The organism is Microcoleus sp. Pol12B3, assembly GCF_036701355.1.
In the GTDB taxonomy this organism is placed as follows: domain Bacteria; phylum Cyanobacteriota; class Cyanobacteriia; order Cyanobacteriales; family Microcoleaceae; genus Microcoleus.
The window spans coordinates 21,183-34,793 of sequence record NZ_JAUBQS010000024.1; the positions used below are offsets into that span (position 1 = coordinate 21,183).

14 protein-coding genes are annotated in these 13,611 nt (G+C 44.3%); 7 read left to right on the forward strand and 7 right to left on the reverse strand.

Annotation, left to right across the window (positions count from 1 at the left end; translation table 11 throughout):
- The first annotated feature begins 64 nt into the window (after positions 1-64).
- Positions 65-1,366: a cytochrome P450 gene (locus tag QUA53_RS14135; RefSeq protein ID WP_333097930.1), complete on the forward strand. Its 1,302-nt coding sequence runs from the start codon at positions 65-67 to the stop codon at positions 1,364-1,366.
- 154 nt (positions 1,367-1,520) lie between these two features.
- Here QUA53_RS14135 and QUA53_RS14140 read toward each other — a convergent pair whose 3' ends face one another.
- Positions 1,521-2,126, reverse strand: coding sequence for a chorismate lyase (locus QUA53_RS14140; protein ID WP_333072653.1), 606 nt, complete (start codon positions 2,124-2,126; stop codon positions 1,521-1,523).
- Between the two features lie 171 nt (positions 2,127-2,297).
- Here QUA53_RS14140 and QUA53_RS14145 point away from each other — a divergent pair, with 171 nt between their 5' ends.
- Entirely contained in the window at positions 2,298-3,917 is a 1,620-nt protein-coding gene (locus QUA53_RS14145) for an NAD(P)/FAD-dependent oxidoreductase (protein WP_333097928.1), read from the forward strand.
- A gap of 62 nt (positions 3,918-3,979) precedes the next feature.
- Here the strand turns inward: QUA53_RS14145 and QUA53_RS14150 are convergent, their stop codons facing one another.
- The gene (locus QUA53_RS14150; RefSeq protein ID WP_333097927.1) at positions 3,980-4,531 is read right to left on the reverse strand and encodes an acireductone dioxygenase; all 552 of its coding nucleotides are present in this window, start codon (positions 4,529-4,531) and stop codon (positions 3,980-3,982) included.
- A 266-nt stretch (positions 4,532-4,797) separates the two neighbouring features.
- On the opposite strand from QUA53_RS14150, the gene QUA53_RS14155 reads away from it, so the two are divergent.
- From QUA53_RS14155 to QUA53_RS14175, 5 genes are all read left to right on the forward strand, one after another.
- Complete coding sequence (locus QUA53_RS14155; protein ID WP_333097925.1) at positions 4,798-5,763, forward strand: M48 family metallopeptidase; 966 nt, start codon at positions 4,798-4,800, stop codon at positions 5,761-5,763.
- A gap of 225 nt (positions 5,764-5,988) precedes the next feature.
- Positions 5,989-6,414, forward strand: a complete 426-nt coding sequence (locus QUA53_RS14160) for a DUF4359 domain-containing protein (RefSeq protein WP_333097924.1) — start codon at positions 5,989-5,991, stop codon at positions 6,412-6,414.
- Between the two features lie 233 nt (positions 6,415-6,647).
- On the forward strand, positions 6,648-7,208 hold the full coding sequence (locus tag QUA53_RS14165) for a TerD family protein (protein WP_333219023.1): 561 nt from the start codon (positions 6,648-6,650) through the stop codon (positions 7,206-7,208).
- A 33-nt stretch (positions 7,209-7,241) separates the two neighbouring features.
- Complete coding sequence (locus QUA53_RS14170; protein ID WP_333097920.1) at positions 7,242-7,460, forward strand: hypothetical protein; 219 nt, start codon at positions 7,242-7,244, stop codon at positions 7,458-7,460.
- Between the two features lie 157 nt (positions 7,461-7,617).
- On the forward strand, positions 7,618-9,591 hold the full coding sequence (locus tag QUA53_RS14175) for a TerD family protein (protein WP_333248915.1): 1,974 nt from the start codon (positions 7,618-7,620) through the stop codon (positions 9,589-9,591).
- Between the two features lie 12 nt (positions 9,592-9,603).
- Here the strand turns inward: QUA53_RS14175 and hpsP are convergent, their stop codons facing one another.
- Genes hpsP through hpsN form a run of 5 tightly spaced genes read right to left on the reverse strand, consistent with a single transcriptional unit; the run spans position 9,604 to position 13,605 of the window.
- Positions 9,604-10,818: a hormogonium polysaccharide biosynthesis glycosyltransferase HpsP gene (gene hpsP / locus QUA53_RS14180; RefSeq protein ID WP_333097917.1), complete on the reverse strand. Its 1,215-nt coding sequence runs from the start codon at positions 10,816-10,818 to the stop codon at positions 9,604-9,606.
- Positions 10,819-10,865: 47 nt separating this feature from the next.
- Complete coding sequence (locus QUA53_RS14185; RefSeq protein WP_333097916.1) at positions 10,866-11,045, reverse strand: hypothetical protein; 180 nt, start codon at positions 11,043-11,045, stop codon at positions 10,866-10,868.
- Positions 11,042-11,389 (reverse strand): hypothetical protein, encoded by a 348-nt coding sequence (locus QUA53_RS14190; protein ID WP_333097914.1) that lies wholly within the window; start codon positions 11,387-11,389, stop codon positions 11,042-11,044. The genes QUA53_RS14185 and QUA53_RS14190 overlap by 4 nt, the downstream gene beginning before the upstream one ends.
- Positions 11,390-11,433: 44 nt before the next feature.
- The gene (hpsO, locus tag QUA53_RS14195) at positions 11,434-12,603 is read right to left on the reverse strand and encodes a hormogonium polysaccharide biosynthesis glycosyltransferase HpsO (RefSeq protein ID WP_333097912.1); all 1,170 of its coding nucleotides are present in this window, start codon (positions 12,601-12,603) and stop codon (positions 11,434-11,436) included.
- A gap of 27 nt (positions 12,604-12,630) precedes the next feature.
- Entirely contained in the window at positions 12,631-13,605 is a 975-nt protein-coding gene (hpsN, locus tag QUA53_RS14200; RefSeq protein WP_333097911.1) for a hormogonium polysaccharide biosynthesis glycosyltransferase HpsN, read from the reverse strand.
- Positions 13,606-13,611 lie beyond the last annotated feature (6 nt).

Below are 13,611 nucleotides of genomic sequence, written 5' to 3' on the forward strand. Positions count from 1 at the left end.
GCCCACCCTCCAACTAAAATTGATATGATATTAAAAATCTCAAATCTCAAATCTCAAATCTCAAATGGCATTACCTCCCGGCAGTTTCGGTTTACCCCTAATTGGCGATACTATCAACTTTTTGCAAGATTCCCAATTCGCCAAAAAACGCCACCAGCAGTACGGGCCCCTTTTCAAAACCAGCCTTTTCGGACAGCCTACCGTGTTTATGCGTGGCCAAGAGGCTAAGTTGTTTGTTTTAAGCAATGACAACCGATATTTTGTTGTGACTTGGCCTCCCAGCACGAGAGCGCTTTTAGGGTCCCTTTCCTTGGCATTACAAACGGGTGCTAACCACCAAAATCGGCGCAAGTTGCTGTACCAAGCGTTTCAGCCGCGAGCGCTGGCTGGCTACATCGGCGGGATGGAAGATATCACTCAGCGCTATTTGGAAAAATGGGTCAAAATGGAAACCATGACTTGGTATCCTGAACTGAGAAATTATACTTTTGATGTGGCGGGTAAGTTGTTGGTTGGGATTGATAATGGTGCGGAAACGGCGCTAGGACATTATTTTGAAACTTGGTGTAATGGTTTATTTTCGATTCCTTTAGATGTGCCTTGGACTCAGTTTGGCAAGGCGAAAAAGTGCCGCAAGCTGCTGTTGGCAGAACTTGAAAATATTATTCGAGACAGACAACAAGGAACCCCTAGCGGCAATGATGCTTTGAGTTTGCTGATTTCGGCTCGCGATGAAGAGGGAAATAGTTTGAGTTTGGAGGAGTTAAAAGATCAAGTGCTGTTGCTGCTGTTTGCGGGACACGAAACTTTAACTTCGGCGATCGCCTCTTTTTGTCTTCTCCTAGCCCAACATCCCGATGTGATGGCAAAAGTCCGCACCGAACAGCAGCAGTTCCCCGCTACGGAACCCCTAACCTTGGAACAACTCAAACAAATGACCTATTTAGAACAGGTGCTGCAAGAAGTGCTGCGTTTAGTTCCACCAGTGGGAGGTATTTTTCGGACAGTCATTAATGCTTGTGAGTTCGGCGGCTATGAAATTCCAAAGGGTTGGACTGTGCTTTCTCAAATTAATCAAACCCATCAGGATAGTCAACTTTATCCTGAACCCGATCGCTTCGATCCCGATCGATTTAACTCCGAGCGCTCGGCTAAACCGTTCAGTTACGTGCCTTTTGGTGGAGGTTTGCGGGAATGTTTGGGCAAAGAATTTGCCCGGTTAGAGATGAAGTTGTTTGCGGCCAAGATTGTTCGGGAGTTTGAATGGGAGCTTTTACCAGATCAAGATTTGCATTTGATCGCAGTACCGACTCCGCATCCCCGCGACGGTTTGCGAGTAAAATTTCGTCGAACAACAATGAAATAAGTAGAAGCTTCTGTTCTACACCCTCCTGATTTTCCTCTTCTTCAGAACAGGCAAGATGCCTGTGAAGCGAGAGATGAATTTTATTGTGGGGAGTAGGGGTTGGGCTTCTAGCCCGCCCTGAAAGCCTGATTGATAATGGTGCAAGATCTCAGCCTCAATCAACATCCAATTGCATCGGCCCCAAATACTTAGTTAAATAAGGAGAAAAAACCTCATAAATCAGAGTCAATGGCTTCCCGTGATGCCAAAACAAATAGTGTCGCCCCCAAAAAGGCCCCGACTCTTCAAACGCTGATTCCAAAGCAGCCGAATTACCGCAATAAATGCCCTGAACATCGCGATACAATTCTGTCCGCAGTCTCGCTAAACTTGCCCAAATTGGCAAAGATTTATTTTGTAAATATTCGTCTACGTGGCTGGCTTCCCACCAAGAAGTTGCATAGGCTAAACGCTGTCCAGAAGCTGTTCGCAGCCACACTTGGCGGCGCAGGCGCGGCCCCGGAACCGCGACAATTTGCTGGGGCGCGCCGTCTGCGTCTTCACCCACTAAAGACATATCGATCACATCTACTTCTGTGGGTTCCCCTGTCAGCAGTTGCAGGTGACGGGTAGGGGAACCGTCGCCCAGGAGCAGTATTTGCCACGCCGGTGCGAGCTTGGTGTGGGGCAAACCCTTCTGTACTGCGTCTTCTGCTCCTTGCCACAGGGGGTTGAGAGCGTGCCAGGTGCGGCTGTTTTTGGGTGTAAATGTTGCAGTCAAGGGTCTTTACAAAACTTAATTTTTTGTTTATTATAACGCTTCTTCAATTATCCACTCAAAAATTAAAAATTGATCGACCGAGGACGATCGCCCATAGGATGTCCGGTTAAATAGTTATAATACTTCTGTTCGGGATTTTTATTCTTCCTTCTTCCTTCTTCCTTCCACTATATGTTACGAATAACCGAAATAAAACTCCCCCTCGATCATCCTGAAGATGCGATCGGCAGTGCGATTGTCAAAAAGCTGCAAATTCCCCCCGAAGAATTGCTCGGCTATTCCATCTTCAAGCGCAGCTACGATGCTCGTAAAAAACCCGAAATTTTCCTTGTCTATATTGTGGATGTGGAGACGACACAGGAAAAGCAACTTTTGGCGCGCTTCAAAAAAGATCCTCATGTGATGGTAACGCCAGACACGAGTTATCGCTATGTAGCCAAAGCCTCCAGCAATTTGACGATTCGCCCCATTGTGATTGGTACAGGGCCGTGCGGTATGTTGGCAGGTCTCATGCTGGCACAAATGGGGTTTCGCCCCATCCTTTTAGAACGCGGAAAAGCAGTGCGCGATCGCACGGTTGATACCTTTGGATTTTGGAAGAAAAAAGCAGAATTCAACCCAGAATCTAACGCTCAGTTTGGCGAAGGTGGTGCGGGTACTTTTTCCGATGGCAAGCTCTACAGCCAAGTTAAAGATCCTCAGCATTATGGACGGAAGGTGTTGACGGAACTTGTGAATGCAGGAGGTTCACCGGAAATTTTATATATTAATAAACCGCATATTGGCACGTTCAAACTGGTGGGAATTGTCCAAAGTCTTCGCGCCCAAATTGAATCATTAGGCGGAGAAATTCGGTTTCAAAGTCGTGTGGAAGATATCCACATCGAAAATGGAAAAGTGCAGGGACTTACCCTCGCCAGCGGAGAATATATTGCTAGTAATTATATAGTTCTGGCGGTGGGACACAGCGCCCGCGATACTTTTGAAATGTTGTTTTCGCGCGGGGTTTACATCGAACCTAAACCTTTTTCCATTGGTTTTCGGGTGGAACATCCCCAAACTATTATCGATCGCTGTCGTTTTGGCGATCGGGCCGGCCATAAGCTTTTGGGCGCCGCCGATTACAAACTGGTTCACCATTGCCAAAACAATCGTTCTGTGTATAGTTTCTGTATGTGTCCCGGTGGTTTGGTAGTGGCGGCTGCGTCAGAACCGGGGCGAGTTGTCACTAATGGGATGAGTCAATATTCTCGCAATGAACGCAATGCTAACAGCGGGATTGTGGTGGGTATCACGCCGGAGGATTATCCCGGTCATCCCTTAGCAGGAATTGAGTTTCAGCGTCGCTTAGAAGAACGGGCATTTGAGTTAGGAGGTGGCACTTACAACGCCCCTGGGCAGCTTGTGGGTGATTTTTTGGCGAATCGCCCTTCCACGGCGCTAGGCAGTGTCCAGCCCTCTTATACGCCGGGAGTTGTGATGACTGATTTGAGCGAAAGTTTGCCAGATTATGCGATCGCAGCTATCCGCGAAGCACTTCCGGCTTTTGACAAACAGATTAAAGGATTTGCGATGGATGATGCGGTTTTGACTGGGGTGGAAACGCGCACTTCTTCACCAATTCGGATTAAACGCAAGGAAGATTATCAGAGTTTGAATACAGAAGGTCTTTATCCTGCTGGGGAAGGTGCAGGATATGCGGGTGGAATTCTGTCGGCGGGGATTGATGGGATTAAGGTGGCGGAGGCGGTTGCTTTGAGTATTTTGCAATCTTCAAACCACAAAAATTGAGGCTGGATTTGAGGATTTTTAGACGATTTGAAGATTGCCGTCAACCGTCAACTGTCAACTGTTCAAACAGCAGCTAAACGCGATCGAATTTCCGTATCGGTATACTCCGGCGTCCAGCCTTCTTTGGTAGTAAAATAGCGCACCGCTTTAATTTTCTGGGCTGCTGTCAAATAAAACCAGTGTTCTGTATTCGCCGGCACGTTGATAAATTCTTCCGGCTGCACTGTGAGTTCGACTTGGCTGCCGTCGGGCCGCACGAAGCCGAAAATGCCCTCGCCTGCTACGATATAGCGGACTTCATCATCGGCGTGGATGTGGCACTTGTTGAATTTCGACAGCATGATGTCGAGGTTGGGAATGTCTGGGTGCAGTACGATTAAGTCCCGATCCTGATAGCCTGCACTTTCCGACAACTGTTGAAAGTAGCCGTCGAGGGCTTGCAGCACTTGCTCTTTTTGATTGTCGTCAAGAGCATCTTTCGCTAACAAATTTTGAATTTCAGCGCTATCACCCACGGGCCAGCGGTTGAGTTGAATGTTTAAGGAAGCGAGTTCTCGGGTAATGTCGCTTTGTTGAGTGTAGGTTGTACCGTTTTCGAGTCGCAGGATAGCCATTTTTGCACGTTCCAATTTTTGGGTGAGGCGATAGACAGGCACTGTGAAAGATGTTTCTCGATCGCGCCTGTACCAGATTCACAATTTTAACGCTAATTTGAACAGGCAAGGTGCCTGTTCCACAATAGTTTAATGATTTGAACAGGCAAGATGCCTGTTCTACAATAGTTCCAGATTTGTCGCGATAAGATTAATAAGTCAGCCACCAGCTAGCACCCGCAGCGATCGGCAATACTGATATCTTAACTGTAATTTTTGCAACAACCATGCCTACTTATACGGAAATTTCTAGCGAAGCATTTCAGCATCCGCTCGATCGCCAAGCTGAGCAAGCGCTGCGAAGCGTGCCTGGATTTGACTTAATTGCCAGCAAATTTGTAGAATTTGTCTACGAACGACCGCAATTCGTTTACCTCATGGGAAATAGCATTCAAGTCGGGCCCCGCCAATATGCAAGCATTTATCATATATTCCGGGAGTGCGTGCAGGCTTTAGATATTTTTCCAGAACCGGGTTTGTTTGTTTCTCAGAATCCCTCGGTTAACAGCGATGCCCTGGGAAAAAACCAGCCTTATGTAGTATTAAACACTGGTCTTTTAGACTTGTTGGACGAGGCGGAACTGCGGGTAGTCTTGGCTCACGAGTTGGGACACATTAAATGCGGCCATCCAACTTTAAATCAAATGGCGATGTGGGCGATGAGCGTCGCATCGACAATTGGCGAGATGACTTTCGGTTTGGGAAATATGGTCGGTAGCGGTTTAATTTTCGCTTTTTACGAGTGGCGGCGCAAGGCTGAATTGTCGGCAGACCGGGCGGCTTTGTTGGTAACGGATGACTTAAACAGTGTGATGAAGACGATGATGCAACTGGCGGGGGTTAGCAGTAAATATGCCGATCAATGCAGTTTGCAAGAATTTATCCGCCAGTCTGACAACTATCAAGAGCTCGATCGAGACAATCTCAACCAAGTGTATAAGTTTTTACTTTACAACGGCGGCCAGGGCGTGATGCTGAGTCACCCTTTCCCCGTGGAACGCCTGCGCTATTTGCGAGACTGGGCCAGTTCCGAGGAATACCGCCAAATTAAGCTGGGGAACTACAAGCGGGCTGTAGCTGAGGGTGCGGTTGATGTGAAGTCCCAAACGCCTAACAGCGAGACGGAGGCTTTGCGCCGTCAGATTGAAGAGTTACAGCGGGAGATCGAGAGGCAAAAATCAAAGCGAAACTAAGTTTAAATTCCTCGTTTCCAGGCTGTGCCTGGGAACCAGCTAAATGTTTTGTTGAAGATTTACCGGATTTGAGGGAGGGGTAAACGTAAAAGGGAGGTAAACCAGTGAGAGACTTACTCGCAACTGGCCTCCAATCTAAAAACTGTCCCCTCCTTTCGGAAATCTGTTTCTGAGGAGGTGTAGTTTAAATCAAGAGAAGCTTATAAATCAACGGGGCTAAAAAAAATGAATATTGATAACGCAATGAATACTAACAAGCCAACTTCTAATTTTTTCGGCAATGTGGGGAAAGTCGCGATGGCTCTGACTCTTCTAGCCGCCGGCATGGCATTTACAAATCCTGGGAGAGACAAATACCTAACTTATGCTTCCGGCGTACTCCAAACCGAGTTGGAAAGCACTGTGTGCAAAGATTCTCGCGTGCCTAAAGCTTTGAGCGGTGTTGCAGATACTTTGATCGGCAGTTGCAAGAATTTGCTGACTTCGCAGCGGGACACGATCGAAAGCTTGCTCGACAATACAACGCAGCGTCAAAATTTAGGTGTAGTCAGTATTTACACAACTGAATTAGGCAAAAAAAGCTATCAAACGGTTGGAGCTTTTGGTAATTTTGTGACGCTGCCACCTAGTTCTGAAAATGCTCAAAATTAGACTCAAATTAAGTTCAATTGTTGAAACCGGGTTTGGTAGAAAGCCCGGTTTTTGCTTGCGTAATTCTCTTTCAGTAAATCTCAATAACTTCGGAGAGCGGTAGCACATATTTTTAATGAGGTCGGCTATTACAGACAAAATATTAAGTTTTCTTAAAAAATAAAAGTTATTGTCCCACTTAATATTAACATGAACGCTATAAAGTTTGATGTTTAACAAATAAGCAGATGGCAATGCAATTAAGTAAGGGTGAAAGATTTAATATCTCTAAAGAAGCGCCCGGTTTAAAGAAAATGGCGATCGCCCTCGGTTGGCAGGTGACAGAGGCAGGACAAAGCTACGAGATTGATGTCTCTGCCTTTATGCTAGGTGCTGACGGCAAAATACCTAACGATAAATATTTTATCTTTTACAATAATCTGCAATCCGGTGACAGTTCTGTACTGCAAGTGATTCGAGATAAAAACAACCGAAGTCAAGAGAATAAAACGATTTACGGCGTTATCTTAAAAAGAGTTAATCCTGAAATTGAGGAAATAACTTTTGTTGTGACTATTCACGAAGCCGAAAAAATTAATGCAAATTTTAGCAATATCAAAAATGCTTTTATCAAAATTACCAATTTGGATACCGAAAACGAACTTGTTCGTTATGAATTAAAAGATAATTTTTCGCGAGAGACTGCTGTAGAATTTGGTCGCTTGTATAGAAAGAATGGAGAGTGGAGATTTCAGGCGGTAGGAGCAGGATATCAGGCAGGATTGCAGAGTTTTGTTGACAAGTATTGCAGCTAAAGTAGTAATAATATTGCTCCAATTCCTCACGAGTTGGCGGCGAGAACAGCAGAGGATTGGCAGTTGTCGGCTGGGGAGTTGGAGGTGGAGTCAGAACCGGAAGCGGAACAGTCTCGTCAGGAGCTTTTGGTAACTTTGTTACCTTACTACTTAGTGATGAAAATGCTTCAAATTAATGTCAAATTAAGTTCAATTGTAGAAACCCGTTTGGGAGAAATTCAGGTTTTTAATTACGTAATTGTACTTAAGTAAATCTCAACAAATTTCCGATACAGGCAGCACATATTTTTAATCAAGCCCCCTATTCAAAGCAAAATATTAAGTTTTATTGAATAGCCTAAATTATGCGGCTACTTAATATTAACATGAACACTATAAAGTTTGATGTTTAACAAATAAGCAGATGGCAATGCAATTAAGTAAGGGTGAGAGATTTAATATCTCTAAAGAAGCGCCCGGTTTGAAAAAAATGGCGATCGCCCTGGGTTGGCAGGTGACAGAGGCAGGACAAAGCTACGAAATTGATGTCTCTGCCTTTATGCTAGGTGCTGACGGAAAACTACCTAATGATAAATATTTTATCTTTTACAATAATCTGCAATCCTGTGACGGTTCGCTACTGCAATCGATTCCTGACAAAAATAACCTAGGTCAAGAAAAGAAGACTATTTACGGCGTTATTTTAGAGAAAATTAATGCTGAAATTGAGGAAATAACTTTTGCGGTTACTATTCACGAAGCCGAAAAAATTAAGGCAAATTTTAGCAATATCAAAAATGCTTTTATCAAAATTACCAATTTGGATACGGGAAGCGAACTGGTTCGCTATGAATTAAAAGAGAACTTTTCACGAGAGACTGCTGTAGAGTTTGGTCGTTTGTATAGAAAGAATGGAGAGTGGAGATTTCAGGCAGTAGGAGAAGGATATCAAGCAGGATTGCAGAGTTTGGTTGACAAGTATAAAAGCGGAAACAGCCATAATATTGCTCGAATTAGTAGCGAGTTGACAGCCGAAACAGCAGCAGATGATTTGCAGTTGCCGGCTTGGGAGTTGGAGGTAGAGTCAGAACCGGAAGCGCAACAATCTCGTCAGACTCGAAGGGTACAGCCATCACTAATTAATAATCAAGTTAATAACTCGCGAAGCCGAAAAATCCCCGCAGCTTTATTAGCAGGTTTAGGGGTTTTGGTTTTAGGGACAGGTGCAGCGATGAGCGCCTTTATGCGATCGGGAAATGAAACGCTGAAGCAAGCGCAAATACTGGCCGTTGAAACGCAGAATTCAGAGAAAGTCACGGATGTCAATTTGCTCAGAAGTTTCGATAAACGACTTAAAGAAACGATCGCCAATTTAGAGAAAATTCCTAACTTCCCTGGCTTTGGGTATCAACAAGCTAGAGCTGATTTGCTGAAACTGCGCCCGAGTTTGGTTCCAGTAGCGCAAAATTTACAGGCTGCAGAAAGTCTAGAAAAAGCTCAACAATTGGCAATGGAAGCTGCTGTGGTTGTGCAAAAACCGCCTCATCCGATGGAAGTTTGGCATCAGTCGCAAAGTAAATGGCAAGAGGCGATCGCACTTTTAGAAGCAATCGATTCACGTACACCTGTTTATAATCTCGCTCAAAATAAGTTATCTAATTACCGGGCCAATCGCGCTGTTATCAGTCAAAGAGTTGCGATCGCTCAAAAAGCTGCAAATTTCAGCAACCAAGGTTCTTTGAAAGTTCAAAAGGGAGATGTTCCGGGGGCGATCGCCAATTTTACTCAGGCTTTAGCGCTGAATCCGAACATACCTCAAGCTTACCTCGGATTGGGGATTGCTACTGGCCAACAGGGAAACAAGCTGCAGGCAATTTACAATTACGATCGAGCGCTACAATTTAATCCTAACTTGGCAGAAGCTTATTTCGGTCGCGGTCAAGCATACTATGAATTGGGAGATAAGCAAAAGGCGATCGGGGATTACGAACAAGCTATTCGCGTTAATCCTAATTATGGTTTGGCTTATTTAGAACGAGGTGCTATTCGCTGTATGTTGGGAACCAAATCGCAAGCAGTAGCAGATTTTAATCAAGCTGGAGAACTTTTTTCAAAGCAGGGAGACGGCAAGAATTACCAATTAGCACAAAGCTTTATTAAAGATTGTCAAGAACCGATTGCAGAGGCTGCAATCTGCGATTATCGAAGGAAGATAGACTCCTTCGGCCGACCTTGCGGTCGATCTCTGAATGTTCCGATTATAATTAGAAGAAAATCGGTCAGAGATGCCTCAAACTCTGACTCTACTAATTTTAAAAGCAATAGCAGCGTTGAAAAAATCTCACCGGCAAATTCTGATAGCAGTGGCACAATAACTCGCAGCAGGCGAAGAAGCAGAAGGTAAACTGCTGTGGCATTAGTTAGTAGACGACAAAATCTGCTGGTAAGCATTGATGGTTTGCTGGGCGATCGCATCCCAGTTATAATGCTTTTTGGCATACTCTTTGCCGTTCAATCCCCGCCGTTTGCGCTCTTCGGGATTCAGAAGTGCTGATTTAATTGAATTGGCGATCGCCCCTACTTCCAAAGGCCCCACCCAACCAGCTTCTGCTTGCTGTATGTCTTCGGCAATATGTATGCGATCGGAAATGGCCACAGGTACACCCGCGGCCATAGCTTCTGCTACAGCAATACCAAAGTTTTCGTAATAAGAAGGCAATACAAATAAGTCAGCTTTTGTCAAAAGTTCAACTTTTAAATCACCGCTCACAAAACCAGTAATTGTTGTATATTTTGCTAAGCTTGAATTGTATATTTTACTTTTAATTTGTGTTTCATAATCAGCATTTTGGGTATTTGACCCAGCTAAAATAAAGTGAAACTCTATGCCCGATGCCAAAATACTTTCTAATGCTGGAATTAACAAATCAAGCCCTTTTTTAGGTTCAATTCGCGACATAAATAAGATGATTGGCACTTGAGATTCCCGCAATCTCTGAGGAAACAAACCTGCTGTCACCCCCAATGGAATCACTAAATCCCGTGGCGCAGGCATCTTGCCTGTGAAGTTCAAATCTTGTGACACAGGCATCTTGCCTGTGCTACCCAAACCAAATCTTTCTGAGATTTTAGCTTCTTCTTTACTTGTGAAGTGAATTGCGGCTGCCCCTGCTAAATTAGGGCGTTCTAAAAGCGTGGCATAAATCTGTTTCAAGCGCTTTTTTTTCTGCAAATCGGCGGGGTCAAGCATACCGCAGGGACGCATAATATATGGCAACTTGTGATATCTAGCAATTGTAGCAGCGAGGGTAGTTACTGGTGAGAAAAGAGCGTGAATGTGAGCCAGGTCAAATTGTCGCGCATTTTCATTTAACCACTGCAATAAACTTAGAGAAAACTTATATCTACGAAGGGGAGAACAGCGGAAATAAATAATTTGATAACCGTTTTGTTGTATTGGTTGATTTAAGGGGACATCTAAGGGAAGTTGACCGATATCTCCATTAGAATCTGTGGTGATAATTGTGATATCAATACCTCGGGAAGCGAGGGCCGCAGAAAGTCCGAGTACCATTTGACTTGGCCCGCCGTAGACGAGAGAAATTGAGGGGATAATTTGGAGAATTCGCATGGGGGATAGTTCTTTAAATCAAGATACCAACATCTCCCATTACCAATTTAATTATCTGGAAAAGGCTGCCCGTCTAGCTGTTCAGCTTCCTCTCTCTTTGTTGCTGTAATTTGGGTATTGTGAGCCATTGTTTTGGAAAATTCATACATTTCACTCGCTTTTGCTTCCGCCGCTTTCACAATTTCCAGGATTTCCCGGAGTAGGCTTTCATCAGGTAATTGTTTCATGGCAATGCTTCTAATCTCTCAACTACTTTGTCAATCATAATTCTTGATTCAGGAGCCATATGTAGCAAAGCTGCTAAATAATCTCCTGCTTTTTGAACATCTTCATCGGGCACACCAGCCATCAATACATTGCCCACAATGTGCTCTGCTTGTAAGCGAACACCTGATACGCAGAATTGAAAATTACTGATCGAAGAAAAGTATTGCATCAGTATTTCATTCTGGGGAAAAAGAGACATTGCTCTTCTAAGTGCAAAAAGTCCCTGCGTTGCTTGGCGCTCAGTATCGTCTAGTACCTGGTAGAGTTCGCTAACCAAAGAGCGTATGTCGGGAGGAATAGACATTTACCACAGTTTTTTTTATTTAACACTTGCATTATAGCTAAAAGTTACAACAATTCTTTGTAGAATTCCAATAACTGCTCAGCTAAAGCTTGATTGGTATAATTGCTCATCGCTCTGTGATAACCCCGATCGCCCAAATCTGCGACTAACTGCCGTTGCTCCATCAATTGCTGCAAACACTCGCGCAAAACCCCTGCATTTCCCTCGGGGAATATTAACCCCGCATCGCCGATGACGTGGGGAATTTCCCCGCAGTCGGAACCGATAACCGGAATTTGACAGGCCATCGCTTCAATTAAAACGTGACCGAATTGTTCTTTCCAGCCCACAGTGGTCAAAGTTTTGAATTTATAGCTGGTTTGCGAGGGCAATACCAAACAGTTCATTAAGTTAATGTAGGGGGGAATCTCTTCGTGAGAAACGCTTTCTACCCAGATTATTCGCTCGCTGATTCCCCATTCAATACATTTTTCTGCGAGGTGCGTCCGCAATTTTCCTTGTCCTACTAACAGCCACTTCCAAGGGATTCTTTTCAACCCTGCCAAGGCCTCAGCTAAAGTGAACAGTCCTTTTTCTTCGACAAATCGCCCTACAAATCCTACCACAAAATCGGTCGGTGCAATGCCGAACCTGCTGGATAAATCAGCGTCTTTAGCAGTGCTGCGAAACAAAGTTTCATCTACTCCGAGTTGTGGCATTACTTTTACCGCACCTTGATAGCCCCGCTGCCGCAAAATTTTAGCTCCGTCTAGGTTGCCTGCAATAATTCCGTTGGTGTGCTGAAGATTGTAATTTTCTAAAATTGACACAGGCCAATTCAATTGATAAGGCAGATTCCACCAGGTAAACAATATATTTTTTGCCTTTAATTTAAGCAGTTTATTTAATAAAATTAATTGAGCGCAAGCAAGGGATTTTGAACCTTGTTCAACTTGGATGATCTGGGGTCTAAAATTTTGCAAAACTTTAATTAAATCACAACCAAAGCTTAGCAATCCTTGATTGTTTTGGCTAAAGTTGGACACAGGGATGACTTTAAAGGAACCATTTTGATAAAATTCCGTTTCTATAATTTTATTTTGTACGCCTCCGGGTTTCCAACGCTGCGGCACTACAATTGTTACTTCAATATCAGGTTCTAGGTTTGCTAATATCTTGAATTTTTCCCGGTTAATGTCCACAATATAGGTGTGACTGGCAACGAGAATTCTCATTTAGGGGAAGGGGGAAGGAATAGGGAATTATTGAGCGTTAAAGTTGTCTTGATGGGTGTAAATTTGTCCATCATTCCACAGAGATTGAATTACTGTATTTACAGCACTGAGGAAACCCAAGATATAAAAAGCAAATCTAGTTATAATTTTAATGGGCGAGTGGCTTTTATAACAAGGCGGATTTCCCAAAACGTGGCAGTCAAAGAGTTTGGCAAAAAATCGCAGGCATTGAAAGGCTGTTAAATTTTTCAATCCCATCAGAAAGTGATTGTGATAGAATGTGATTTGATATTCGATCGATCGCGTGCTGACATCGTGACACCCGCCGCTCTCTTCCCCAAAGTGAACTAAACACGCATTGGGATCGTACCAAATTTTCAGGCCAGTCGATCGCAATCTCAAACAAAAATCCGACTCCTCCCGCACCGCACTCCCTGTAAAGCGCTCATCAAACCTCAGCCCCCACTCGGCAAAAACCTGCCGGAGAAATGACATATTGCAGCCTCTAGCCGAGAGCACCTGCTGCGGTTTTACTGTATGCACCAAATCGATAAAATACCAGGCAATGCCCGCATCCATCGCTTCTGAGGGCAAATATTCGATCGCCAAATCCCCTCCAGAATTATCCAGTTTTATTCTGTCAAAAACCCTGCCCGCCACACATCCCACATCGGGTTTTTCTAAATAGTTGTCAGCGTGAGCTGCCAAAAAACCCTCTGGCAATTGTACATCATCATCAATAAATAAAATAATCTCTCCAACTGCGCGGCGCACTGCATAATTTCGAGCTGCCGGCAAACTTGCCCAATCTACCCGAAACCACCGAATTTTGCCAGCATTTGCCAATTCCTCTAAATAAACTTGAGTTTCCGACTCGTGGGTGCGAGTTTGATCGATTACCAAGACTTCAAAATTCGGGTAATTTTGCCGAAGCGTATCAGCCAATGTCTCTCGCAGAGGTTGCTCGCGGTTGTAGGTGGGGATCACAACAGAAATCATCATTTGCAG

Excerpts from the sequence above, each read along its gene's own strand:
- QUA53_RS14135 (WP_333097930.1), top strand. The coding sequence starts at position 65 with ATGGCATTACCTCCCGGCAGTTTCGGTTTACCCCTAATTGGCGATACT.
- QUA53_RS14145 (WP_333097928.1), top strand. The coding sequence starts at position 2,298 with ATGTTACGAATAACCGAAATAAAACTCCCCCTCGATCATCCTGAAGAT.
- QUA53_RS14150 (WP_333097927.1), bottom strand. The coding sequence starts at position 4,531 with ATGGCTATCCTGCGACTCGAAAACGGTACAACCTACACTCAACAAAGC.
- QUA53_RS14155 (WP_333097925.1), top strand. The coding sequence starts at position 4,798 with ATGCCTACTTATACGGAAATTTCTAGCGAAGCATTTCAGCATCCGCTC.
- QUA53_RS14160 (WP_333097924.1), top strand. The coding sequence starts at position 5,989 with ATGAATATTGATAACGCAATGAATACTAACAAGCCAACTTCTAATTTT.
- QUA53_RS14165 (WP_333219023.1), top strand. The coding sequence starts at position 6,648 with ATGCAATTAAGTAAGGGTGAAAGATTTAATATCTCTAAAGAAGCGCCC.
- QUA53_RS14175 (WP_333248915.1), top strand. The coding sequence starts at position 7,618 with ATGCAATTAAGTAAGGGTGAGAGATTTAATATCTCTAAAGAAGCGCCC.
- hpsP (WP_333097917.1), bottom strand. The coding sequence starts at position 10,818 with ATGCGAATTCTCCAAATTATCCCCTCAATTTCTCTCGTCTACGGCGGG.
- QUA53_RS14185 (WP_333097916.1), bottom strand. The coding sequence starts at position 11,045 with ATGAAACAATTACCTGATGAAAGCCTACTCCGGGAAATCCTGGAAATT.
- QUA53_RS14190 (WP_333097914.1), bottom strand. The coding sequence starts at position 11,389 with ATGTCTATTCCTCCCGACATACGCTCTTTGGTTAGCGAACTCTACCAG.
- hpsO (WP_333097912.1), bottom strand. The coding sequence starts at position 12,603 with ATGAGAATTCTCGTTGCCAGTCACACCTATATTGTGGACATTAACCGG.
- hpsN (WP_333097911.1), bottom strand. The coding sequence starts at position 13,605 with ATGATGATTTCTGTTGTGATCCCCACCTACAACCGCGAGCAACCTCTG.